The sequence below is a fragment of the Streptomyces sp. TLI_105 genome, from assembly GCF_900105415.1.
In the GTDB taxonomy this organism is placed as follows: domain Bacteria; phylum Actinomycetota; class Actinomycetes; order Streptomycetales; family Streptomycetaceae; genus Streptomyces.
Genome location: NZ_FNSM01000001.1, coordinates 1,562,212 through 1,583,752 on the forward strand (window position 1 = coordinate 1,562,212; position 21,541 = coordinate 1,583,752).

Annotated in this window: 24 protein-coding genes; 10 read left to right on the forward strand and 14 right to left on the reverse strand. The window is 75.2% G+C overall.

Translation table 11 applies throughout. The features are described 5' to 3' along the window. Window positions 1-69: 69 nt before the first annotated feature. Complete coding sequence (locus BLW86_RS07115) at window positions 70-1,344, reverse strand: SUKH-4 family immunity protein (protein ID WP_093873229.1); 1,275 nt, start codon at window positions 1,342-1,344, stop codon at window positions 70-72. Window positions 1,345-1,490: 146 nt separating this feature from the next. Between BLW86_RS07115 and BLW86_RS07120 the strand changes: the two genes are divergently transcribed. Continuing rightward, entirely contained in the window at window positions 1,491-1,955 is a 465-nt protein-coding gene (locus tag BLW86_RS07120) for an RICIN domain-containing protein (protein ID WP_093873230.1), read from the forward strand. Between the two features lie 18 nt (window positions 1,956-1,973). Here the strand turns inward: BLW86_RS07120 and BLW86_RS07125 are convergent, their stop codons facing one another. Then, on the reverse strand, window positions 1,974-2,882 hold the full coding sequence (locus tag BLW86_RS07125; RefSeq protein ID WP_093873231.1) for a class I SAM-dependent methyltransferase: 909 nt from the start codon (window positions 2,880-2,882) through the stop codon (window positions 1,974-1,976). 71 nt (window positions 2,883-2,953) lie between these two features. Continuing rightward, a complete protein-coding gene (locus BLW86_RS07130) occupies window positions 2,954-3,886 on the reverse strand; it encodes an AraC family transcriptional regulator (protein ID WP_093873232.1) in 933 nt (310 codons plus the stop codon). A 104-nt stretch (window positions 3,887-3,990) separates the two neighbouring features. Here BLW86_RS07130 and BLW86_RS07135 point away from each other — a divergent pair, with 104 nt between their 5' ends. Then, the gene (locus BLW86_RS07135) at window positions 3,991-4,845 is read left to right on the forward strand and encodes a Rossmann-fold NAD(P)-binding domain-containing protein (RefSeq protein ID WP_093873233.1); all 855 of its coding nucleotides are present in this window, start codon (window positions 3,991-3,993) and stop codon (window positions 4,843-4,845) included. Between the two features lie 19 nt (window positions 4,846-4,864). On the opposite strand, the gene BLW86_RS07140 is transcribed toward BLW86_RS07135, so the two are convergent. Further along, window positions 4,865-5,815, reverse strand: coding sequence for a helix-turn-helix transcriptional regulator (locus BLW86_RS07140; protein ID WP_093873234.1), 951 nt, complete (start codon window positions 5,813-5,815; stop codon window positions 4,865-4,867). Between the two features lie 39 nt (window positions 5,816-5,854). On the opposite strand from BLW86_RS07140, the gene BLW86_RS07145 reads away from it, so the two are divergent. Together BLW86_RS07145 and BLW86_RS07150 are read left to right on the forward strand one after the other, a co-directional pair. Next, on the forward strand, window positions 5,855-6,334 hold the full coding sequence (locus BLW86_RS07145) for a hypothetical protein (RefSeq protein WP_093873235.1): 480 nt from the start codon (window positions 5,855-5,857) through the stop codon (window positions 6,332-6,334). Between the two features lie 56 nt (window positions 6,335-6,390). Then, complete coding sequence (locus BLW86_RS07150) at window positions 6,391-6,849, forward strand: hypothetical protein (protein WP_093878544.1); 459 nt, start codon at window positions 6,391-6,393, stop codon at window positions 6,847-6,849. Here BLW86_RS07150 and BLW86_RS07155 read toward each other — a convergent pair. Beyond that, window positions 6,836-7,582 (reverse strand): class I SAM-dependent methyltransferase, encoded by a 747-nt coding sequence (locus tag BLW86_RS07155; RefSeq protein ID WP_256341242.1) that lies wholly within the window; start codon window positions 7,580-7,582, stop codon window positions 6,836-6,838. The genes BLW86_RS07150 and BLW86_RS07155 overlap by 14 nt on opposite strands. Window positions 7,583-7,602: 20 nt before the next feature. Continuing rightward, window positions 7,603-7,908, reverse strand: coding sequence for a 4a-hydroxytetrahydrobiopterin dehydratase (locus tag BLW86_RS07160; protein ID WP_093873236.1), 306 nt, complete (start codon window positions 7,906-7,908; stop codon window positions 7,603-7,605). A gap of 100 nt (window positions 7,909-8,008) precedes the next feature. Here BLW86_RS07160 and BLW86_RS07165 point away from each other — a divergent pair, with 100 nt between their 5' ends. After that, window positions 8,009-8,824 carry a helix-turn-helix domain-containing protein gene (locus BLW86_RS07165; protein ID WP_093873237.1) on the forward strand — a complete coding sequence of 272 codons (816 nt, stop codon included), beginning with the start codon at window positions 8,009-8,011 and terminating at the stop codon, window positions 8,822-8,824. On the opposite strand, the gene BLW86_RS07170 is transcribed toward BLW86_RS07165, so the two are convergent. Beyond that, window positions 8,805-9,221, reverse strand: coding sequence for a hypothetical protein (locus BLW86_RS07170; protein WP_093873238.1), 417 nt, complete (start codon window positions 9,219-9,221; stop codon window positions 8,805-8,807). The genes BLW86_RS07165 and BLW86_RS07170 overlap by 20 nt on opposite strands. Before the next feature lie 251 nt (window positions 9,222-9,472). Here BLW86_RS07170 and BLW86_RS07175 point away from each other — a divergent pair, with 251 nt between their 5' ends. Then, entirely contained in the window at window positions 9,473-10,678 is a 1,206-nt protein-coding gene (locus tag BLW86_RS07175) for a low temperature requirement protein A (protein WP_093873239.1), read from the forward strand. Between the two features lie 55 nt (window positions 10,679-10,733). Here the strand turns inward: BLW86_RS07175 and BLW86_RS07180 are convergent, their stop codons facing one another. From BLW86_RS07180 to BLW86_RS07200, 5 genes are all read right to left on the reverse strand, one after another. Next, window positions 10,734-10,919, reverse strand: a complete 186-nt coding sequence (locus tag BLW86_RS07180; protein WP_093873240.1) for a hypothetical protein — start codon at window positions 10,917-10,919, stop codon at window positions 10,734-10,736. 58 nt (window positions 10,920-10,977) lie between these two features. Next, the gene (locus BLW86_RS07185; protein WP_093873241.1) at window positions 10,978-11,358 is read right to left on the reverse strand and encodes a hypothetical protein; all 381 of its coding nucleotides are present in this window, start codon (window positions 11,356-11,358) and stop codon (window positions 10,978-10,980) included. A gap of 142 nt (window positions 11,359-11,500) precedes the next feature. Further along, on the reverse strand, window positions 11,501-12,892 hold the full coding sequence (locus tag BLW86_RS07190; RefSeq protein ID WP_093873242.1) for an amino acid permease: 1,392 nt from the start codon (window positions 12,890-12,892) through the stop codon (window positions 11,501-11,503). Between the two features lie 66 nt (window positions 12,893-12,958). Then, window positions 12,959-15,154, reverse strand: a complete 2,196-nt coding sequence (locus tag BLW86_RS07195) for a phage holin family protein (protein WP_093873243.1) — start codon at window positions 15,152-15,154, stop codon at window positions 12,959-12,961. A gap of 143 nt (window positions 15,155-15,297) precedes the next feature. Beyond that, window positions 15,298-15,702, reverse strand: a complete 405-nt coding sequence (locus tag BLW86_RS07200; RefSeq protein ID WP_093873244.1) for a hypothetical protein — start codon at window positions 15,700-15,702, stop codon at window positions 15,298-15,300. A gap of 110 nt (window positions 15,703-15,812) precedes the next feature. Here BLW86_RS07200 and BLW86_RS07205 point away from each other — a divergent pair, with 110 nt between their 5' ends. Both BLW86_RS07205 and BLW86_RS07210 read left to right on the forward strand, forming a co-directional pair. Next, window positions 15,813-16,592 carry an MBL fold metallo-hydrolase gene (locus BLW86_RS07205; protein ID WP_093873245.1) on the forward strand — a complete coding sequence of 260 codons (780 nt, stop codon included), beginning with the start codon at window positions 15,813-15,815 and terminating at the stop codon, window positions 16,590-16,592. A 17-nt stretch (window positions 16,593-16,609) separates the two neighbouring features. Further along, window positions 16,610-17,317: a DedA family protein gene (locus BLW86_RS07210; protein ID WP_093878545.1), complete on the forward strand. Its 708-nt coding sequence runs from the start codon at window positions 16,610-16,612 to the stop codon at window positions 17,315-17,317. Here the strand turns inward: BLW86_RS07210 and BLW86_RS07215 are convergent. Continuing rightward, a complete protein-coding gene (locus tag BLW86_RS07215) occupies window positions 17,297-18,343 on the reverse strand; it encodes an MBL fold metallo-hydrolase (RefSeq protein WP_093873246.1) in 1,047 nt (348 codons plus the stop codon). The two genes, BLW86_RS07210 and BLW86_RS07215, sit on opposite strands and share 21 nt — an antisense overlap. Window positions 18,344-18,437: 94 nt before the next feature. Then, window positions 18,438-19,670, reverse strand: coding sequence for an aminotransferase class I/II-fold pyridoxal phosphate-dependent enzyme (locus tag BLW86_RS07220; RefSeq protein ID WP_093873247.1), 1,233 nt, complete (start codon window positions 19,668-19,670; stop codon window positions 18,438-18,440). Window positions 19,671-20,085: 415 nt separating this feature from the next. On the opposite strand from BLW86_RS07220, the gene BLW86_RS07225 reads away from it, so the two are divergent. Beyond that, window positions 20,086-20,604, forward strand: coding sequence for a GNAT family N-acetyltransferase (locus BLW86_RS07225; RefSeq protein ID WP_093873248.1), 519 nt, complete (start codon window positions 20,086-20,088; stop codon window positions 20,602-20,604). A 90-nt stretch (window positions 20,605-20,694) separates the two neighbouring features. After that, window positions 20,695-21,531, forward strand: coding sequence for a methyltransferase domain-containing protein (locus BLW86_RS07230; RefSeq protein WP_093873249.1), 837 nt, complete (start codon window positions 20,695-20,697; stop codon window positions 21,529-21,531). The last annotated feature ends 10 nt before the right edge of the window (window positions 21,532-21,541 follow it).

Here is a 21,541-nt window from a genome sequence, read left to right on the forward strand (position 1 = left end):
GCGGCGCGCCGCGTCGGCGGCGCGCCGTCTCACCAGCCGTGCACCGCGCCGCCCCGGCGGCGCTCCGCCTCAGTAGCCGTCCACGCCGAGCTCGGTGATCGAGGCGAAGAGGTGCTCCCACACCTCGGCACCGGGTGCGCCGTCTGACAGCGCCCCGGCGTCCACCTCCGCCATCGCCCGGAGGAAGTCCTTCACGCCGTCCTCCCCGGGATACGGATCCCAGCAGGCGCCCATGTGACGGCGGACGCCCTCCAGGAACCGGACGAAGGACTCCAGGTCGCGGACGAGCGGGAAGACGGCGTCGCCGCCGGGCCCGTGGCCGCCGTCCGGCCGGCGCAGGCCGACGGCGCCGGTCGCGGGGTGGACGGAGACCTCCCCCGGGTCGCCGTACCCGAGGTCGAACTCCCCGACGCGCAGCAGTCCTTCGGGGCCCGGGGCCAGCAGCTCGTCCGCGAGGGCGAAGGACGTGACGCCGGCCGCCCAGTGGCGGGGCAGTCCGGTCTCGGCGAGCAGCGTCCGGGTCGGGGCGTGCGTGAGGGCGGCGGGGAGGTCGGCCGGCGGGACACGGACGACCCAGGAGGGACCGAAGACCCCGTCGAGCCGGGCGGCGGTGAGCGGGCCGTCGGCGTTCCTCGTGCCGGGCCGGAACCACGGCCCGCCGTCCGCCGGCGTCGGGCGGGAGGAATCGGCCCCGCCCGTCGGCCAGTCGGCGAGGGCGGTGTCGTTCTGCTCCACGACGGCCACTCCGCGCGCGTCGTGGAAGACGTAGCGGCCGCCGTCCAGCGGGATCGGCTCCTCCCAGGAGTCGGGGTGGCGCAGCGCCCAGGACTCGTCGTCACCGTCGAACAGCCAGGGCCCGTCCGGCTCGGTCTCCTCGTGCGGTTCGGCCGTGCCCTCGGCGGGTGCGGGCCGGGCGCCGCCGGTGGCCAGGTCGAACCAGGTGTCCTCGCACCACAGGGCCCAGACCTTCAGGAGCGGGGTGCCGTCGGCCTCGTACACCTCGGCGGAGCGGTCACCGCTGAGGTTCGGCGCGGCCTCGTGGGCGCCGACCGGCCGCCACCAGGCCCACACCGTCCGCCACGGCAGCCCTGGTTCGGCGGCCGCCACGCGCTCGGCGTACTCCCGGTGGCCGAGGACGGTCGCCGCGAAGTGCAGCCAGGAGGCGAACTCGGCGGACGTCACCGGGGCGCTCCCGAAGACCGCCTCGGCCTGGGTGAACACCTCGCGGCCGACGCCGCCGTGCTCCTCCGGCAGGGCGGCGAGACGGGCACGGAGCTCGGCGCGGTCGTGGCGCAGGACCCGGGCGGGGTCGTCGAGCAGGGTACGGAGATCGGGATCGGTCACCGGCACATCGTGCCAGCCGCACCACCGGGCGGCGGCCGGGGTCGTTGTCATACCCGGGACGTAGGGTCGGAGACGGCCCCGAGGGGTGCGCGCGGTGGTGTCGGCCGTGCTGTCCAACCGCCTGGCGAGAAGAAGGAGTCGGTACGGTGAGCGGTGCCCCGGCGCCCGTCGTGGAGGGCCTCTACCAGGTGCGGAACGTGGCCAGCGGGCTGCTCCTGGAGGTGTACCAGGGATCGAGCCGCAGCGGCGCGAAGGTGCAACAGCGCACCGGGGACGGAACTCCCGGGCAGCACTGGCACATCAGACCCGTACCGAACGGCAGCGGGCTCTATCACCTGGTCAACGCGGCCAGCGGCAAGCGGCTCGACGTCGCGAACGCGTCCACGGAGAACGGCGCCCCCGTCCAGCAGTGGAGGGCCAACAACTTCGGCGCGCAGGAGTGGGTCATCGAGCAGGACCTCCAGTCGCCGGGGACGGTGGCCCTGGTGAGCTTCGTCAGCGGCCTGTTCCTGGAGGTCGCCGACGAGTCGAAGGAGGACGGGGGGAACGTCCGGCAGTGGGAGGACACCGACTCGCCGTTCCAGTGGTGGCGGCTGGAGCCGGTGTCCTGACCCGGGCCCGGTACGGGCTCAGCCCTTGCGGGCGGTGTGCACGGTGTGGGCGGTGAGGTGGAACAGGTCCGTGCGGTGGTGCAGGGACAGCGCGTCGGCCGGGTCGAGCAGCCGGTCGAGCGTCTCCTTGTCGTCGGCGTCGAGCCGGGCGGCCAGGCCGTCCCGGAGGCGCTCGTAGTGGGCGAGGACCAGCTCCCGGACGGCCGGGGAGACGGGCGCGGGGACGTCCACGAGGAACGTGCGGGTGCCGGCCGGGGTGAGGCCGGCGCCGGCGAGCAGCGCCCGCCAGTCGTCCGGCTCGTCCTTGGAGCCGGGGAGCTCGGCGCGCATCTCGCCGAACCACTCGGTGTGGGCGGCGTCGAGCCGGGCCTCGAGGCCGGGCCTGCCGATCCCGATGTTCTGGGGCAGGTGCCGCCGGGGCAGGCCGCCCTCGACGAGGACGACGAGGCCACCGGGGTTCAGGATGCCGGCGAACCCGGCGAGCGCGGCGCTCTGGTCGCCCATGTGGTGCAGGGAGTTGCCCGCCCAGATGAGGTCGGCCTGCCCCAGGGCGGCGATCCCTTCGGGGAGTTCGGCGTGGCGGGTGGAGACCCGGGCGCCGAGACCGCGCGCCTCGGCGCGGGCCCGGGCCCGGGTGAGGAGTTCGGGGGCGCCGTCGACGGCGACCGCCTCGGCGGCCGGGAAGGCCTCGGCGAGCAGGCTGGTCACCACACCGGGGCCGCTGCCGACGTCGAGGATCCGGCGGACGCCCTGCACCGGCGCGAGGGTGCCCAGCCAGGCGGCGGCTTCCGCGTACGCGGGGCTCGCGATCTCGGCCTGCCGCTCCAGGAGCGACGCCATCTCGCTCCAGTCGAGGTGGGTGCTGTCGTGGTGGCCGTGGCCGTGACCGTGCTGGTGGCCGGGGTGGGACGCGCGATGCTGGCTCATGGCTCCAGGGTGCGACGGGACGGCCGCGAGCGCGAGAAATGTTGCCGGTCCGGCAAGACGCGCCCGGTCGCTCAGTCACGGCTCCGGTGTTCCTGCGGGCTGATGCCCCGTACGCGCTTGAAGGCGGCGCTCAGGGCGAACGCGCCGCTGTAGCCGACCTGTCGGGCGACGGACTCGACGGTGGCGTCCGTCTCGCGGAGCAGGTCGGCGGCGAGCGCGAGCCGCCAGCCGGTGAGGTAAGCCATCGGGGGCTCCCCGACGAGTTCGGTGAACCGGCGGGCGAGCGCGGCCCGGGACGCGCCCGACTTCGCGGCGAGCGAGGCGACGGTCCACGGGTGGGCGGGGTCGTTCTGGAGCAGCCGGAGCGCCCGGCCGACCACCGGGTCGGCCATCGCGCGGTACCAGGCGGGGGCCTCGGCTCCCGGCCGGGAGAACCAGGCGCGGACGGCGGCGATGAGCAGCAGGTCGAGGAGCCGGTCGAGGACGACGCTCTGGCCGGGTTCGTCGCGGGAGATCTCCTCGTCGAGGAAGGGCATCAGGGGGCAGTTCCACACGTCGGCGGGCAGGTGCGCCAGGCCGGGCAGGGCGTCGAGGAGCCGGCGGCCGACCTCGCCGTCCATCAGGTAGGTGCCGACGAGGACGGTGGTGCCGCCGTCCGGGGCGTTGCCCCAGGTGCGGACGCCGAGGCGCATGGACTGGGCGAGCGGCTCGCCGGAGAGGGTGGTGCAGCCGCCGTCGGGGCCGATCCTGGCGCGGGGCGGGGCGTCGGGGGTGTGGGCGACGGTGTACGGCTCGGGGCCGCGGGCGATGGCGATGTCCCCCGGGCGCAGCAGGACGGCGTCGCCGGTGTCGGGGACGATCCAGGCCTCGCCCTCGGTGACGCACATGAGGCAGACCGGGGCTTCGTCCTCGATGCGCACGGACCACGGCGGCTCCATGATCATGCGCAGCAGGAAGGCGCCCTTGGCGCGTGGCCCGTCGAGGAGTCCGGCGAGTGCGTCCATGGTGCGCAAGCGTAGGCCGTCGACGGGGCGGGGCGAGACGGAGACGTAGGCGGATGAGACTGCGGAGCATGGGCGGGCGGGGCTCCGGGCGGGAGTCTTGAGCCATGACGACGCACACGGACAACAACCGGAACACGCCGACCACGACGATCCTGGTGACGAGCGCCACCGGCAAGACCGGGCGGCGCGTGGCCGAGCGGCTGACCGCCCGCGGCGCGACGGTCCGCGCCGGGTCCCGGAGCGGGGCGACGGTCTTCGACTGGGAGGCCCCGGAGACCTGGGCCCCGGCGCTGCGGGGCGCGGACGCCGCGTACGTGGCCTACTACCCGGACCTGGCCGCCCCCGGGGCGGTCGAGGCGATGGACGCCTTCGGCCGGCTGGCCGTGGAGAACGGCGTACGGCGCCTCACCCTCCTCTCCGGGCGCGGGGAGCCGGCGGCGGTCCTGGCTGAGGAGGCCCTGCGGGCGGCCGCCTCCGGGGCCGAACTCACCGTCGTACGGGCCTCGTTCTTCGCGCAGAACTTCTCCGAGGGGCTGCTCGCGGAGGGGGTCGCCGAGGGCGCGGTCGTCTTTCCCGCCGGTGACACGGCCGAGCCGTTCATCGACGCGGACGACCTGGCGGACGTCGTCGTGGAGACGCTGACGGCGGACGGCCACGCGGGACGGGTGCACGAGGTGACGGGCCCCCGGCCGGTCGACTTCGCCGAGGTGGCGGCGGAGATCTCCCGCGCCTCGGGCCGGCCGGTGGCCTACCGGCCGGTGCCCGAGGGCGAGTACGCCGGACTGCTCGCCGGGTTCGGGCTCCCGGCCCCCGAGGCGGCGTGGCTCGCGGCGCTGTTCGCGACGCTCCTCGACGGCCACAACGCCTCGTCGACGGACGGAGTGAAGCGGATCCTGGGCCGCGAGCCGCGCTCCTTCGCCGACTTCGCGACGGGGGTCTGGGGCGGACCGAGGAGCTGAGGCCGCGTGGCGGTCGGCCTCAGCCGTACCGCTCCGCCAGCGTCCGTACGGTCGCGGCGATGCGGTCGCGGAGGTCCTCGGGGGCGAGGACCTCCACCTCCGCGCCGAGCCCGAGGAAGGTGTCGTGGGCGTGTTCGGGCGATTCGACGGGCAGGGTGGCGCGCGTCCAGCCGTCGGGTTCGGGGGTGCCGGTGGCGGCGAGGGCCCGGGCGGCGGCGCCGGTGAGCCGGGCGGCGCCGCGCGGGGAGAGCCGTACGACGGCCTCGCCCTGCCGGAGCCGCTGGTGGAAGTCGGTCCGGCTGGCCCGCCAGTGCGCGGCGAGGTCGAAGTCCTCGGGGATCACGGCCTCTTCGTCGGTGACGGTGAGGGCGAGGATCTGGTCGACGCGGTAGGTGCGCGGTCCGGGTCCGGCGATCAGGTACCAGCGGCCGGCCTTGAGCACGAGGCCGTACGGTTCGAGGCGCCGGTCGACATCGGTCGGTTCCTTCCAGCGCCGGTAGCGGACCTCCAGGACGCGTCCGGTGCGGACCGCGTCGGCGACCTCGGGCAGGAACGGGGCCTCGTCGCCCTCGTCGTACCAGCCGGGGGCGTCGATGTGGAAGCGGCCCCGCAGCCGGTCGACGTGCTCGCGCAGGGCCGCCGGGAGGGCCGCGCGCAGTTTCAGCTGGGCGTCGGCGAAGTGCGGGCCGAGTCCGAGTCCTTCGGCGGCCCCGGGCATGCCGGCGAGGACCAGCGCCTCGGCCTCCCGGGCGAAGAGGTCGGTGAGACGGGTGCGGCTTCCGGGCAGGAGCCGGTAGCCGCCGCGGTGCCCGGCCTCGCCGTAGAGGGGCACGCCGGCGGCGTGCAGCGCCTCGACGTCGCGGTAGACGGTGCGGACGGAGACGCCGAGCTCCTCGGCGAGCCGGTCGGCGGTCATCCGGCCGCCGGTCTGGAGCAGCAGGAGGATCGAGAGGAGACGGCTGGACTTCACTGACACAAGGTGTCAGTGAAGGGTTCCTACAGTCCAGCCATGGCTTTCGCAGAGAAGAACCTCCTCGCGCTGCCGCCGGTCGAGATCGCCGGGCGGCACCTCAAGCGCTACCACGTCACCTCGGACCCCACCGGCATCGAACCGGAGGTGGAGAAGGCGGCGTACGCACTCCTTCCGGAGCTGCTGCCGGAGCCGGACGGCACCCCGGCGGCGGGCTTCGTGGTGCTGCACCGGGGCGGCGACAGCGGCGCGTACCTCAACGCGTACAGCTGGGTGTGGGACAACGTGCTCCACTTCGGCGGAGGAGCCGCCGGCCAGGCCGCCCTGGACTGCCCCGACACCGATCCGGCGCACTTCGTCCGCGTCGACCGGTCGTGGATCGGCTGTGTGTGGGAGCTGGCGCCGCTGGGGCACGAACGGGACGCCTGGGCACGGCACATGCTGACGCCGGACACCCCGGACCTCGCCGGCTACCTCGGGGACGCCCTGCCCTCCGGCACGACGGGAGGCCGGGCGTGAGCGCCGACGGGTTCGGGAGGCCGGGCGTGAGCGCCGACGGGTTCGGGAGGCCGGGCGTGAGCGCCGACGGGTTCGCCTTCCTCGACGGGCGGTGGCACGTCCGCAACCGCCGCCTCGCGGACTTCCTCGACCCGGAGAGCGGGTGGAAGGAGTTCGAGGGGCACACCACGGGCCGGCTCTTCTGGGACGGCCGGGCGCATGTGGACGAGATCGTCTTCCCGACGGAGGGGTTCAGCGGTCTGACGCTGCGGCTGTACGAGCCGGAGACCGGGGAGTGGACGCTGAACTGGTCCAACAGCCGTACGGGCAGGCTGGATCCACCCGTACGGGGCCGGTTCGCGTCCGACGGGACGGGCGAGTTCCACGGCACCGACAGCTACGCCGGACGGCCGGTGCGGGTCCGGTTCCGCTGGTCGGGGATCAGCGCCCGCACGGCCCGCTGGGAGCAGGCCTTCGCGGCCGAGGGCACCGACGCGTGGGTGACGAACTGGGTGATGGAGTTCAGCCGCGCCTGACGAAGCTCGCGAGCCGGTAGCGGGGGTCGGGGCGGCGGCGGTCCTGGTCCGGGAGGGCGGCCAGGGCGGCGGAGAGCGTCTCGGTGGTCGCCGGGTCTCCGGTGAACCAGGACGCGAAGTACCCTGCGCGCAGCTTCCGGGCGGTGTCGCGCGGGGTGTCGCCCTGGCCGTGGCCGGTGAAGCGGGTGCCGGGGGCCGGGTCCAGGCCGTGGGCGGCCGCGTACCCGGTGATCAGGTCGGCGCGGTCGGAGGCCGCGTCGGCCGTGCGGTACGGGCGGAGGACGGCGTCGATGTCGCTGTCGACGTCGTGGGCGGAGTCCTTGTCGACGGTGACGACGAGGACCCCGCCGGGGCGCAGCACCCGGGCCGCCTCGGCGACGATGTCCGCCGCGAAGGGGACGAGGTGCAGCAGCCAGACGGCCGTGACGGCGTCCAGGGAGGCGTCGGGCAGCGGCAGCCGCCGGGCGTCGGCGCGTACGGCGCGGCCGGGCGCCCGGCCCGCGGCGACCCGCACCATGGCGTGGGCGGCGTCGGCCCCGTAGACGCGCAGCCCGGGCCGGGCGAGGCGTTCGGTGACGAGTCCGGTGCCGCAGGCGAGGTCGAGCAGGGTGCGGGCGCCGGGCGGGACGAGTCGCAGGACGGCCTCGGCGGCCGCCTCGGCGCGGGGCGCTCCGCCACGGGTCCGGTCGTAGTGCGCCGCCTCTGCCTCGTAGTCGAGCACGGTCTCCGCCATGCCCGTGATCCTACTGATCGTCAGGTCGCACCGTGGCCGGGGGCGATCTGTTCGACGCGCTCGGCGAGTTCGAAGTCCTTCTCGGTGACGGCGTCGTCGGCGGAGTGGGTGTTCACGGAGAGGGCGACCGTGTTGTAGCCGAGGGTGAGGTCGGAGTGGTGGTTCAGCTCCTGCTGGATCTGGGCCACGTGGATGACGAGCGCGGTCGCCGCGAAGTGGTCGCCGAGTTCGTAGGTGCGGGTGAGCCGGTCCTCCTCGACGGACCAGCCGGGAAGCTCCCTGAGCCGGTCCTCGATCTCCTTCTGCGACAGCGGCTGTGTGGGCACGGCGGTGCTCCCTCCGGTCGGGTGGTGCGGGTGACGGGGTGACGGACAGGGGCCCCGGGGGGAAACTACCCGGGGTCCCCCTCTGGGATACCGTCTGACCATGACAACTGTCGTGACCGACACGGGGGTGGGGCCGCTGCTGCGCGGATGGCGTGAGCAGCGGAGGCTGAGTCAGCTGGAGCTGGCCCTGCGCGCCGACTCCTCGGCACGGCACATCTCGTTCGTGGAGACGGGCCGCTCCCGGCCGAGCGAGGAGATGGTCCTGAAGCTCGCCGAGCACCTGGAGGTGCCGGTGCGGGAGCGGAACGCGCTGCTGCTGGCGGCGGGATACGCGCCCCGGTACGCGGAGTCGCCGCTGGACGCGCCGCGCCTGGAGACGCTGCGCTGGGGCATCCAGCAGCTGCTCGACGGCTACGAGCCGTACCCGGCCCTGGTGGTGGACGGCACGTACACGGTGGTGGCGGCCAACCGGGGGATCGGACTGCTGCTCGGCGGGCTTCCGGAGCACCTGCTGGCCCCGCCGATGAACGCGATGCGGCTCACCCTGCACCCGGAGGGCCTGGCGCCCCGGATCCGGAACCTGCGGGAGTGGCGGGGCCACCTCCTGGCCCAGATGGAGCGTCAGATCGCGCTGGCCCGTTCGGAGCCGCTGCGGGAGCTGTACGAGGAGGTGGCGGCCTATCCGCTGCCCGAGCGGATCGACCCGGAGGACCGGCCGGACGCGGAGCCGTACCCGTACTTCGCCCTGCCGCTGCGGATCGAGCACGACGGCCGGGTGCTGTCGTTCGTGTCGTCGATCTCGACGTTCAACACGCCGATGGACGTGACCGTCGCCGAGCTGGCCATCGAGACGTTCCTCCCGGCCGACCCGGAGACGGTCGCGTACCTGCGCTCGCTCAGCGCGCGGCTGCCCTGAGGGCCGCCCACTGGAGTCCGGCGAAGCCGGCGACGGTGGCCGCCTGCACGGGGGTCCAGAGCAGGCCGGCGGTGGTCGGCTCCAGCCAGGCGACGAGGGCGACGACGCTGAGGACGGCCCAGATCACGTTGGCGTCGACGACGAGCTTCACGGCGAGCTCCGGGGGCTGCGGGCGGCTCGCGAGCCAGGCGACGCCCGCGGCGAACGCGGTGAGGAAGACGCCGAGTTCGAGGAGGAGCCCGGCGTCGACGCCGAGGAGTTCGCCGAGGGGGCCGGAGGCGGCGAGGTAGGCGATCCCGTTGGCTCCGGTGACGACGGCGTCGAGGGCGAGGAAGCGGCGCACCGCGGACTGGGGCCGGGTGGTGCGGGCGAGACCGGCAAGCAGGGCCTGGGACATGGTGGATCACCCTCCGAAGGGGACGTTCGCGCTGGTGGTGGGCCCGGAGCCCGAGCGGAGTGCGCCGCCCGGGTTCCGGTGTTCATGAGCATGCCGGGCGGCGCGAAGGGGGTCGATTACCTGGCGGGTAATGCCGGGCCGACGTCCGGGTCCGGTGGCGGTCTCCGGACAGCCGTGTCGTCGCTCTTCCGGGGTGAGTAGTCTTCCCGCCGGGGTGGCCGGAACCGGCGCCCCGAAGGGGGAGAACACGGATGTCGTGGAACAGACAACAGGCCATGGTGGCCACCGGGGACGATCACAAGGTGACGCCCGCGGAGCTCTTCTTCGACCTGGTGTTCGTGTATGCGATCACGCAGGTCACCGCCCTCATGGCGGCCGCGCCCTCACCGGTGCGGATGGTGGGAGCGATGGTCGTCCTCGCGCTGCTGTGGTGGTGCTGGTGCGCCTTCGCCTGGCTGGGCAATGTCGTACGGGCCGATTCCGGCGCGCTGTTCGGCGTGCTCGTCACCGTCATGGCCGTCGTCCTGATCGTGTCCCTCGCCGTGCCGGACGTCTTCACGGACGCCTCTGGCGGGCTCTCGACACCGCTGGTGTTCGTGCTCTGTTACGGCGCGGTGCGCGTCCTGCACCTGACCTCGTACTGGCTCTCCAGCCCGGGCGACACCGCGCTGCGGGCGACCCTGCGGCGTACGGCCATGGCGTCCGTGCTGCCGCCGCTGGTGCTGCTGCTCATCGGCTGCGCGTACGACGGCCGGGTCCAGCTCCTGTGGTGGCTGGGGGCGGTGGCCGTCGACTACGGCGGGATCTACGTCACCGGTTCCTCCGGCTGGCGGGTCAACTCCCCCGGGCACTTCGCCGAGCGGCACGGCCTGATCGTGATCATCGCCCTCGGCGAGTCCATTGTGGCGATGGGCGTCGGCGTCTCCGGTTTCCCGCTCTCGTACGCCGTGCTAGGCGCCTCGGCCGCCGGGCTGCTGCTCTCGGCCGGGCTGTGGCGGCTGTACTTCCGGCAGCTCGGCGAGGCCGCCGAGCACCGTCTCACCGGGCTGGACGGCGACGACCGCACCCGTTTCGCGCGGGACGTCTACACGTTCCTGCACCTGCCGCTGGTCGCCGGGGTCGTGCTCTGCGCGCTCGGGATGAAGAAGGTCCTCCAGCAGGTCGCCGACACCGGGCACTACGGCCTCGCCGAGCCGCTGCACGGGGTCGTGGCCTGGTCCCTGACCGGGGGCGTCGGCGTCTATCTGCTGGGCGCCGCCGCGATCGTGCTGCGGACCTCGGGACGGCGGCCGACCGCCCTGGCCGTGGGCGGGGTGTGCTGCCTGGCGGCGGGCCCGCTGGTCGGCCTCGTCCCGGCCCTGGTGGCGCTCACGGTCCTCGCCGCGGCGGCGGCGCTCCTCGTGGGGCTGAACTCCAGGCGGGGCACGCGGACGCTCAGGACGGTGGAGGCGGCCTGAGGGGGCCGGTCCGGCGGCCTCCCGGAGGTGCTCTCCGGGAGGCCGGGGACGGTGTTCAGCGCAGGCGGTCCTCCCGGTGCGCGGTCGGTTCGGGCGTGCGGGCGGGGCGCCCGGAGGTCCGGGCGGCCGGCTCGACGGGGCGGGTGGGTGCCGGGGATCCGGGCTCGGGGGCGGTGCGCAGGGCGCGTGAGGCCTCGGCGCGCAGCAGGGCCTGGAGGACGGCGTACGGGTCGACGGGCATGACGGAACTCCTCGTGGTGCGGGGGTGATGTGGGGGGACTGCGGGGAGGCGGGGCCTCTCAGCAGCGCATCACCACGCACCGGAGCGCGTCGCCGCGCGGGGCGGGTGCGGGGGCGGGGGCCGGAGTCCGGCGGTGGCCCCGGGGGCCGCGGGGCCGGGGCACGGGACCGACGCGGCGGAGGTGCGCGCGGTGGGTCCGGGCCCGGCCGGGGAGTCCGGCCACGGTGCCGGCGGGGTCGTGGGTCTCGCCGCCCGGATCGGAGGCCGGGGCGGCGGCCGCGGCGCGCGTCTCGGCGACGGGGAGCGCGGCGGCCCCGGCGCCGAACAGCGCGGCGAGGACGAGGAGGAGCGCGATCCACCGGTGCCGGCCCCCGGCCGGGCGCGCCCGGTGCCCCGCCGGGGCGGCGGGCGCGGGGGGCGTCTGGTGCGCGGGGCTCACGGAGATCCGTACTGCCCCGCCGCGGGACCGGTACGGCTCCCCCGGCCGGTGATCCGCCCGAGCGGCCTACGTCAGGGCCCCGGATTCACCGCCCCGGCGGTCATCGCCCGAGGCCTGCCCGGCTGATCGGGGGCGGGTCCGGTCAGGCTTCGCCGGGCACCTCCTCGGCGGCCGCGCGCTGCCTGCGGGCGGCCATCCAGGCGTACACGAGCACGCCGGCGAAGAGGAACAGGACGCCCTGGTAGACGGCGGCGTAGCCGGAGCCGGCGACCAGCCAGAGGGAGAAGCCGAAGGCGGCGAGGGCGAGGACGGCGTCGCGGGCGAGCCGGGCCCGGGAGACCTTCTCGGACCGGCCGGAGAGCAGGAAGTAGACCTGGGCGGCCGTGGACAGCAGGTAGGGCACGGTGGCGGTGAAGGTGGTGACGAGGACGAGGACCTCGAAGACGCCCTTCGTGCCGGCCGTGTAGTTGTAGACGGTCAGGAGCGAGGCGAGGACGACGGTGACGAGGACGCCGACGGTCGGCACACCGCGCCGCTTGACCGTGAACGCCTTCGGGAAGAGTCCGTCGCGGGCGGCCGCGTAGGGGGCCTGGGCGCTCAGCAGGGTCCAGCCGTTGAGGGCGCCGAGCATGGAGACCATGGCCATGCAGGCGACGGCCGCGCCGCCCCAGGAGCCGCCGACCATGGCGTTCACGGCGTCGGAGAAGGGCGCGGTGGAGGTGACGAGCTCGTCGTGTGCGACGGTGCCGAAGACGGCGAGGGTGCCGAGGAGGTAGACCGCGGCGGCGCCGAGGGTGCCGAGGACGGTGGCGCGGCCGACGTTGCGGCGGGGGTCGCGGACCTCGCCGGCGCTGACGGCGGCGGACTCGACGCCGAGGTAGCTGAAGAGCAGGATCGCGGCGGAGGCGGAGACCGCGCCGAGCGCGCTGCCCCCGCTCGGGTGGAACGGCCCGAGGTTGGCGCTGTCGAAGAAGAACAGGCCGCCGACGGCGACGAGGATCAGCGGGACGAACTTGAGCACGGTCGCGACGAGCTGCACCGCGCCCACGTAGCGGGTGCCGGCCAGATTGGCGAGGGCGGGCAGCCACTGGAAGAGCAGGGCGGCGGCGATGGTGGCGGGCTTGGACCCGTGGACGGGCACGAGGACGTCGAGGTAGCCGACGGCGGCGACGGCGAGGGCGGCGTTGGAGACCCAGGCGGTGATCCAGTACGACCAGGCGGCGAGGAAGCCGGCGAAGTCGCCGAAGGCGGCACGGGCGTAGACGTAGGGTCCGCCGGTCTGCGGCAGGCGGTGGGCGAGCCGGCCGAAGACGAGGGCGAGGGCGATCGCGCCGAGGGTGAGGACGCCGAAGGCGACGAGGCTGATGGTGCCGTAGGGGGCGACGGAGGCGGGCAGCAGGAAGATCCCGCCGCCGATGATGTTGCCCATGACGAGGGCCGTCGCGATGGGGAGGCCGAAGCGTCGGGCGTGCCGGTCGGCCGGCGGGGTGTCCGTCGCGGGTGCGCGCTGTGGAGTTGTGGTGGCCGTGCTCATGGGGTGGTGCGCCTTCCGTCGTACAAATCCGGACCATCGTCCGGTAACGGCGAACAGGCGTCCAAATCAGCGGCTTTTGTCCTGTGCGGCCGGGCCATCAACCGGAAGAAATGATTCCGTTGTGCCCGTGGACGGGGAAATCTCCAGGGGACCCGGCGCCCCCGCCTGCCCGAGCGGCACCTGCGGACCCGAGGACTCGCGCAGCCAGCGCCGCAGCACCCGGTGCACCTGCTCCGCCCCGACCAGCTCCTCCCCCGCCCCGACCGGCGGCGACAGGTCCGGCGGCGACAGGAGGAAGGCGTGCGACTGCTCCCCGCCGAGACCGCCGTGCGAGCCGATCTGCTCCTCGAAGGCGTGCACGTTCCCCGTCGCCGGGTCGTACATGGAGTTGACCATGATGTCCGCGACGTGCGGGAAGCCGTCCGTGCGCCGCACCGCCCGCGCCGCGCCCCGCCCGAAGACCGCGAGCGGCCCGTCGTCCGCGAGCTCGGCGACCGGCACCTCCACCCCGTCGCGGGCGAGCACCACCGAGCCGTGCTCGGCGCTCGCCACCAGCACGAAGCCGATGCCCGGATGGTGCGCGAGGGTGCGCAGGAGGGCCGGATGGCGCCGGTCGATCTCCTCCCGGGTCATCCGGTGCGGCACGTCGGGGAAGGAGACGAGCCCCAGATTGCCCGAGGCCAGGACCACCGGCTCGGAGGGCCGGGCGGGCAGCTCCCGGGCCGTCTCTTCGCTCTCGTCCACCGGCCGGTGCAGCGCGCTGCGCAGCGCGTCCCTGGCCGCGTCCCGCGCCTCGGAACCGCCCCCGGACTCCGTCCGGGGGCGCCCCCGGGAGGTGCGCCGCACGCGGCGCGGCACCGGCAGCCCGCACCCGGCCCGTACGAGGTCCTTGAGCGCCAGCCCGTACGCCGACTCGAAGGTCTCGCCGGGGCTCTGCCCGTGGTCGGAGAGGAGCACGATCCGGTACGGACGCGGGGCGTGCTCGGCGACGGTGGCGATGAGCGCGATCGCCCGGTCGAGGCGCGCCAGGACCTGGTCCGTGTCGCGGCCGTGCGGCCCCGAGTGGTGCGCCACCTCGTCGTACGCGACGAGGTCGGCGTAGACGGCGGTCCGCCCGGCCAGCATGTCCCCCATCACGGCGGAGACGACGACGTCCCGCTCGACGACCGTCGCGAAGGCGCGGACGAAGGGGTACGTGCCACCGCGCGAGACCCTCGGCGTCTCCCGGCGCAGCCGCGCCCGCGTCGACTGGTACACCTCCCGGACGCACTCGGCGACGAGCGATCCGGCGGTGCGGACGGCGTTGGCCGGGTCGGAGAAGTAGGCGAAGTAGCCGGCCCGGGAGCGGTTGCGGCGGCCGCGCCGGGCGGCCATCGACAGGACGAGGGCGAGCTGGTCGGCGCCGCCGCTGAAGAGGTTGCCCCGGGAGGCCCCGTCGACGGTGAGCAGACCGCCGTCCCCGGTGCGGCGCACGGCCCTGCGCTGGAGCTCGACGGCGCTCGCCGGACGGTTCGACACCATGAGCCGGCCGGTGTCCTTCTCGTACCAGCGGAAGGCGGGCACGTCCTCGTTGGAGCCGTGCAGGATGCCGAGCTGGCTGGCGCCGGTCTGACTGGACCAGTCGGTGCGCCACGGGGTGAGCCGGTGTCCGGCCTCCAGCCATCCCGCGACGGTCGGCATGAGGCCGTCGGCGACGGCGCCGCGCAGCACGTGGTGGCCGACGCCGTCGAGCTGGAGGAAGACCGTGCCGGGCACGGACCCCGCCGTGTCGCCGGGATCGCGGGGGCGGGTGCGGCCGGTGAGCCGGTAGAGCCGGCGCCGGTAGGCGTCGTCGTCGCGGACGGCGAGGGCCGTGGAGGTGGCGGAGGCCACGGCGGACATGACGGCGGCCACCGCGACGGCGGTCTCGGGGGCGGCGGCACCCCGCCCGTCGGGGATCAGCCACAGCGCGACGAGCAGCAGGGAGCCATTGAGGAAGAAGACGAGCAGCCCGAGGACGAGCGCCGGGACGAGCAGCAGCGCCCGCACGATCAACGGCCAGACGAGCGCGCCGAGCAGACCGAACGCGCCGGCGGCCGTGGCGGCGGTGAGGGCGGTCCTGGTGAAGCTGTCGCCGTCGGCGGACTGGAGCTGGAAGTCGGGCAGCAGCCCGGCGAGGAGGAGCATCGTGAGCGTGGACACCGCCCAGACCACGAGCACCCGCGCCAGGGTTCTGCCCGCGGACCGCCAGCGGTCGGCGCCACCCCATCGCCCGTCACCCACGCCCGCTTCGCCTTTCGCCCGTTTCCTGCCTCAAGCCTGGCACAACGGCCGCGATCGGGTGGGAAAGGGTGGGAAAGGCGGAAGTCCTCACCGAGGACGGGATGTCAGGAGACGGTCTCAGGAGCCGGTCCGAGGAGACGGCCTCAGGAACCGTCGTACCCGGCGGTGGGCATCGAGAGCCGCCGGTGCACGCCAGCCTTGGCCGCCTTGTCGTACGGAGGTTCGTCAAGTCCGACCGTCTCCACCCGCACACCGCGCCGCTCGCACTCGGCGCGGAAGCCCGGCACGGAGGTCAACGCGCGGGCGAGGACCCGTTCGTTGGGGGCCACGAAGAGGTCCACCGTCCCGGCCTCCACATCGGCCCAGAGCGCCGCGTGGTCCGGGCGGATTCCGTAGCAGAACAGCTGGCGGGCGAGCACGTACCCCTTGTCGTCGGCCCAGCGGGCGCACACCGCGTGCTGGCCCCGCGTGTCGACCAGGAAGGGGTCGCTGTCCAGCTCTTCGAGCGGGGTGAGGCTGGCGATCGCCGCCACCCGAACGTCGTCCATGGACCGACCCTACTGCCGGAAGGTGACGCCCGAACATCCTCCGGAGGGCGCTCCGGACATTTACTCTCGTTACGACAGACGTCTGGCGAGACGGACAGCGGAAGGGCGGCATGCCGGTGGAGGTCACCTGGTGGGGGCACGCCACCTGCACGGTCGAGGACTCCGGGGTCCGCTTCCTCACCGATCCGCTGTTCGCGCGGCGGCTCGCGCATCTGCGCCGACGGCGCGGCGCCCTGCCGCCGCCCGAGGCCGCCCGCGCCGAGGCCGTCCTCGTCTCGCACCTGCACGCCGACCACCTCCACCTCCCCTCGCTCGCCCAGCTCCCGCCGGGGACGCGGGTCCTCGTGCCGCGCGGCGCGCCCGCCGCCGTGCCCGGGCTGCGCAGGCTCGACCGGAACGGGCTGCGGCTGACCGAGGTGGAGCCGGGTGACGCGGTGACGGTGGAGGGCCTGACGGTACGGGCCGTCCCCGCGCTCCACGACGGGCGGCGGCTGCCCGTGGGACCGCACCGCTCCCCCGCGCTCGGGTACGTCGTCGAGGGCGAGGCGCGCACGTACTTCGCCGGGGACACCGGCCTGTTCGACGGCATGGCGGACGCGGTGGGCCCGGTGGACGTGGCCCTGCTGCCGGTCGGCGGCTGGGGGCCCTACCTCGGGCACGGCCACCTCGACGCGGGGCGGGCGGCCCGGGCGCTCGCCGCGCTCTCGCCGGCGGCGGCGGTGCCGGTGCACTACGGCACGTACTGGCCGATCGGGCTCGACGGGGTCCGGCCGCACGAGTTCCACGCGCCGGGCGACGAGTTCGTCCGGCACGCGGCCCGGCTCGCGCCGAAGGTGGCGGTCCACCTCCTCGGCCACGGCGATCGGGTGCGGCCGGAGGTCGCGCGGTGATCCTCGGTGTCACCGGGATGGTCACGGCGGTGCGCGAGCTGCCGCCGGAGTCGACGCAGCAGGCGGTCGGCTATCCCTCGCTGTTCCTGCTCGTGGCGCTCGGCGCGCTGGTGCCGATCGTGCCGACGGGCGCGATCGTCAGTTCGGCGGCGGTGGTCGCCTTCCACCAGTCCTCGCCGTTCTCGCTGCTCTTCGTCTTCCTGGTGGCGGCCTTCGCCGCGTTCCTCGGCGACACCGCGCTCTACTGGCTCGGGCAGCGCGGGGTCCGTTCCCGCAACGGCTCGCGTTGGCTCGCCGCGCTGCGGTCCCGGGTGACGCCGGAGCGGCTCGCGCACGCGCAGGAGCGGCTCGACACGCACCAGGTGTCGGTGCTCGTGCTGTCCCGGCTCGTGCCGGCCGGCCGGATCCCGGTCATGCTGGCGTGCCTGCTCGCCCAGATGCCGCTGCGCCGCTTCGCGCGGGGGGACGTGGCGGCGTGCCTGGCGTGGGCGGCGACGTACCAGCTGATCGGGATCCTGGGCGGCTCGCTCTTCCCCGAGCCCTGGCAGGGCGTGGTCGCGGCGGTGGGTCTGACGGTGCTGATCAGCGCGGTCCCGACGCTGTGGCGGCGACTTCGGGGCTCCGGGGCTCCGTCAGGGCACGAGCACCGTGAGGGCTCGCCCGACGCGTCAGGACACGAGCGCCATGAGGGCTCGCCCGACGCGTCAGGACACGAGCACCCGTGACGCGCCGACCGGCAGGTCCCACAGGTCCTCGCGGGGCAGACCGGCCTTCTCCCAGGCGGCCCTGACCCGGGCGAGGGGTTCGAGGACCGGCTCGGAGGACAGCACGAACGTGGCCCAGTGCATGGGTGCCATCCTCCGCGCGCCGAGGTCCTGGTGGGCGCGGACCGCCTCCTCGGGGTCGGTGTGGACGTCGCTGAGCCACCAGCGCGGGGCGTACGCGCCGATCGGGAGCAGCGCCAGGTCGATGCCGGGGTAGCGGCGGCCGATCTCGGCGAACCAGTGGCCGTATCCGGTGTCCCCGGCGAAGTGGATCCGGCGTCCGGCCCGGTCGGTGAGGACCCAGCCGCCCCACAGGGAACGGCAGGTGTCCAGGAGCGTGCGCTTGGACCAGTGGTGGGCGGGGACGAAGTCGAAGCGCACCCCGTCGAGTTCGGCCGCCTCCCACCAGTCGAGCTCGGTCACGCGGCTGAACCGGCGGCGGGTGAACCAGCGGCCGAGTCCGGCCGGGACGAAGACCGGGGTGTGCCGGGGCAGCCGCCTGAGGGTGGGGGCGTCGAGGTGGTCGAAGTGGTTGTGGCTGATGACGACAGCGTCGACGGCCGGCAGGTCCTCCCAGCGGACCCCGACGGGGGTGAGGCGGGCCGGCGTGCCGAAGATGCGGCGGGACCAGACCGGGTCGGTGAGGACGGTCAGTCCGCCGACGCGCAGGATCCAGCTGGCGTGCCCGGCCCAGGTGACGGCGAGGGTGTCGGGTCCGGCGGGCGGCAGCGGGCCGGGCTCGAAGGGCAGCAGGGGGATGTCACGGAGCCCCTCGGGGCGGGGGCGTACGGCTCCTTCGCGGGCGAGGCGCGCCAGGGCCCGGACGCCGGGGAGGGGCGCGGTGAGCCGGTCGGCGAAGGTGCGGGGCCAGTCCTGCCGCAGCCGGCCGACGGGCTGCAGGACGGGGGCGGGGGGCGCGGCCTGGCCGGGGTGGTGCGGGGCCGGTGTCTGTCCGGCCCGGGCGGGAGGTGCCGTCCGTTCGGTCATCTGCGGGCTCCGTTCCGCTCGTGCTCGGCACATCGTGGAGGGGCGGTGGTCCCGGGACGCCGGCGCACGGCCGCGGTCGGCGGCACGGACCCGGTCACCGGAGTTCCTCCAGGGCTCCTCCGAAGTCCTCCAACGCACGGGCCACGTGGGGCAGTTCCACCGGATCGGACACCCCGAGGGCCTCGGCGCGCTCCTCCTCGGTGGCGCCCAGGAACATGCCGGTGCCGAACCTGACGCGCAGGGCGCCGAGTTCGTCGCCGAAGCGGTGGCCGCCGGTCGCCGGGGCGCCGAGCCGCGCGGTGAGGTGGCTCTCCAGCTCCAGGGAGTCGGTGACGCCCCGGGCGGCGAGCCCGGCGCGCAGCGGTCCGAGGTCGGCGTAGAGGTGGCGGCCGGCCTGCGGCGGCCGGGCCAGGGCTCCGGCGGCGAGGACGGTGCGGTGCGCGGCCCCGGCGAGCCGCCCGTGGACCGCGGCGGCGCGCCGGGCCCGTACGGTGACGTCCTCGGGTTCGTCGAGGGCGTGGGCCATGGCGGGGGCCACGGGCCCGGGGACGAGGGCTCCGAGGGCGGTGAGCACGTCGAGGACGCGGGCCCTGCGGTCGGTCCAGCGGTCGGCGCGGGACGGGTCGGTGGGCGGGAAGCGGGCGACGGCGCAGGGCCAGGCGGCGGGGGTGAGGGCGCCGCCGAGGTCGACGAGGACGGTGACGTCGTCGGGGCACATCTCGGCGGGGCTGAGCAGCACGGCGCCGCCCGGCTGGTGGAGGGTGTCGCGCCAGGTCTCGTCGCTGATGACGTGCAGGCCCTCGGCGACGGCCGCCTCGCAGGCCTCGCGGACGAGTTCCGGGGCGGGGACGGTGGCGGTGGGGTCGTCGGCGACGGAGAGCAGCACGAGCCGGGGGTCGCCGCCCTCGGCGCGGATCCGGCGGACGGTCTCCAGGAGGGCGTACGGATCGGGGACGCCGCCCGCCTCGGCGGCCGTGGGCACGTGGTAGGCCGGGCGGCCGAGGAGCCGGGCCTGCGGGGTCCACCAGGCGGGGCAGGGGCGGGGCAGCAGGAGGTCGCCGCCGTGGGCGGCGATCAGGGCCAGGAGGAGCGCGGGGGCGCCGGGCGCGGCCACCACGTCCTCGGGGTGGGTGCGCAGGCCGCGCCGCCACCAGTAGCCGGCGGCGGCCTCGCGCAGGACGGGCCCGCCGCCGGGCGGTTCGGGGGTGGTCCGTCCGGCGGCGGCGGCGAGCAGCCCGGCGAGTCCGGGCAGGACGGGGAGGCCGGTGTCGGGCGCGGGAGGGCCGTAGCGCACCGGGCCGCGGCCTTCCGGAGCCGTCTGCCGCATGTCCCGCACCTCCTGAGCGCGCGGGGCGCCGGGCGGACACCCCCGTGTGCCCTTTATACGAAGGTTCGGGCGTTCTCGCCCCTTCAGACGACGGTGACCGGGTGACGCGCGACCGCGCCGAAGAGGCACCCCTGGGTGTCGTGCACGGCCCGGTCCGGCGGACCCAGCCGTTCCGCCGGGGCGGTGCCCACCCCGTTGTGGGCAGTCGTTCCGCTGGGGCGAGGGGGTCTCCCCTGCTCGAGCGGGACGATTGCCCACACGGGCGGGTGGGAACCACCCCGGCAGGCGCGCGCCCACACGGGCGGGGGCGGGGACGCCGTTCATTCCCGGCGCGCTCGATCAGGGCCGTACGGATGACGGAGGGCCCGCCCCAGGGGCGCGGGGCGGTACGGCCGGCGGTGGGCCAGAATGCGGCATGCCGATACGTGAAGCGCTTCCCGAGGACGCCGCGGCCCTCGCCGCCGTGCACGTCCTGTCCTGGCGGGCCGCCTACCGCGACCTGCTCCCCCGCCCGTACCTCGACGCCCTGGACGTCGAGGAGCGCACCGGCGTCTGGCGCGCCCGCCTCGCGGCGCCGGACCGGCCCTCGGTGCTGGTGGCGACGGGGGACGGCGGGCGGCTGGTCGCCTTCTCGTGCTTCCGGCCCTGGCCGGACGGGGAGTTCGCCGCCGGGAGCACGGCCGAGCTGGCGGCGCTGTACGCCCTGCCGGAGGTCTGGGGCACGGGCGTCGGGCGCGCGCTCCTGTCGGCGTCCACCGAGGCGCTCGTCGCGGCCGGGTTCCGGGCGGCGGCGCTGTGGGTCTTCGCGGGCAACGCACGGGGGCGGCGGTTCTACGAGGCGGCGGGCTGGCGGCCGGACGGGACGGCGGTACGGGAGGAGACGGGCGGCCGGGTCCTGGAGGAACTCCGGTACCGGAGGGCCCTGTTGGCATGACCCCTTGTCCACATCGCAAGACACGGGTCTCATCATTCGGCCGTCGTGCGTACGGTGGAGACACGCACCCACACCGAGGGAGTCGCTTCGATGACGCACGCCTCCGCACAGCCCCCGGCCTCCGAGACCGCCGTCTACACGCACGGCCACCACGAGTCGGTCCTGCGCTCGCACAACTGGCGGACCGCCGCCAACTCCGCCGCCTACCTGCTGCCCGAACTGCGCCCGGGCCTGGACGTCCTGGACGTGGGCTGCGGGCCCGGCACCATCACGGCCGACCTGGCCGCCCTGGTCGCGCCGGGCCGGGTGACCGGGGTCGACGCGGCCGAGGACGTACTGGCGAAGGCCCGCGTGGGCGCCGCCGAACGCGGCCTGAAGAACGTGGAGTTCGCGGTGGCCGACGTCCACGCTCTGGACTTCCCCGACGACTCCTTCGACGTCGTCCACGCCCATCAGGTGCTGCAGCACGTCGGCGACCCGGTCCAGGCGCTGCGCGAGATGCGCCGGGTGTGCCGGCCCGGCGGTGTCGTCGCGGCCCGCGACAGCGACTACGGGGCCTTCGCCTGGTTCCCCGAGCGGCCCGCCCTGGACGGGTGGCTGGACCTGTACCACCGGGTCGCGCGCGCCAACGGCGGGGAACCGGACGCGGGACGGCGACTGTTCTCCTGGGCCCGGCAGGCCGGCTTCACCGAGATCACGACGACGGCCGCCACCTGGTGTTTCGCCATTCCCGAGGAGCGGGACTGGTGGAGCGGCCTGTGGGCGGACCGTACGACCGCCTCCGGCTACGCCGACCTGGCCGTGGAGGGCGGGCACGCGACCGCCGCCGAGCTGGAGTCGATCGCGGAGGCCTGGCGGGAGTGGGGCGGGCAGGAGGACGCCTGGTTCATGGTCCCGCACGGCGAGATCCTGTGCCGGGTGTCCTGACGCCCCACGG

Coding starts and splice junctions, on each gene's coding strand:
- BLW86_RS07155 (WP_256341242.1), bottom strand. CDS start 7,582: ATGGCGGAGACCGTGCTCGACTACGAGGCAGAGGCGGCGCACTACGAC.
- BLW86_RS07210 (WP_093878545.1), top strand. CDS start 16,610: ATGGTCACGGCGGTGCGCGAGCTGCCGCCGGAGTCGACGCAGCAGGCG.
- BLW86_RS07135 (WP_093873233.1), top strand. CDS start 3,991: ATGACGACGCACACGGACAACAACCGGAACACGCCGACCACGACGATC.
- BLW86_RS07130 (WP_093873232.1), bottom strand. CDS start 3,886: ATGGACGCACTCGCCGGACTCCTCGACGGGCCACGCGCCAAGGGCGCC.
- BLW86_RS07230 (WP_093873249.1), top strand. CDS start 20,695: ATGACGCACGCCTCCGCACAGCCCCCGGCCTCCGAGACCGCCGTCTAC.
- BLW86_RS07170 (WP_093873238.1), bottom strand. CDS start 9,221: ATGTCCCAGGCCCTGCTTGCCGGTCTCGCCCGCACCACCCGGCCCCAG.
- BLW86_RS07165 (WP_093873237.1), top strand. CDS start 8,009: ATGACAACTGTCGTGACCGACACGGGGGTGGGGCCGCTGCTGCGCGGA.
- BLW86_RS07125 (WP_093873231.1), bottom strand. CDS start 2,882: ATGAGCCAGCATCGCGCGTCCCACCCCGGCCACCAGCACGGTCACGGC.
- BLW86_RS07215 (WP_093873246.1), bottom strand. CDS start 18,343: ATGACCGAACGGACGGCACCTCCCGCCCGGGCCGGACAGACACCGGCC.
- BLW86_RS07205 (WP_093873245.1), top strand. CDS start 15,813: ATGCCGGTGGAGGTCACCTGGTGGGGGCACGCCACCTGCACGGTCGAG.
- BLW86_RS07180 (WP_093873240.1), bottom strand. CDS start 10,919: ATGCCCGTCGACCCGTACGCCGTCCTCCAGGCCCTGCTGCGCGCCGAG.
- BLW86_RS07225 (WP_093873248.1), top strand. CDS start 20,086: ATGCCGATACGTGAAGCGCTTCCCGAGGACGCCGCGGCCCTCGCCGCC.
- BLW86_RS07190 (WP_093873242.1), bottom strand. CDS start 12,892: ATGAGCACGGCCACCACAACTCCACAGCGCGCACCCGCGACGGACACC.
- BLW86_RS07175 (WP_093873239.1), top strand. CDS start 9,473: ATGTCGTGGAACAGACAACAGGCCATGGTGGCCACCGGGGACGATCAC.
- BLW86_RS07220 (WP_093873247.1), bottom strand. CDS start 19,670: ATGCGGCAGACGGCTCCGGAAGGCCGCGGCCCGGTGCGCTACGGCCCT.
- BLW86_RS07200 (WP_093873244.1), bottom strand. CDS start 15,702: ATGGACGACGTTCGGGTGGCGGCGATCGCCAGCCTCACCCCGCTCGAA.
- BLW86_RS07145 (WP_093873235.1), top strand. CDS start 5,855: ATGGCTTTCGCAGAGAAGAACCTCCTCGCGCTGCCGCCGGTCGAGATC.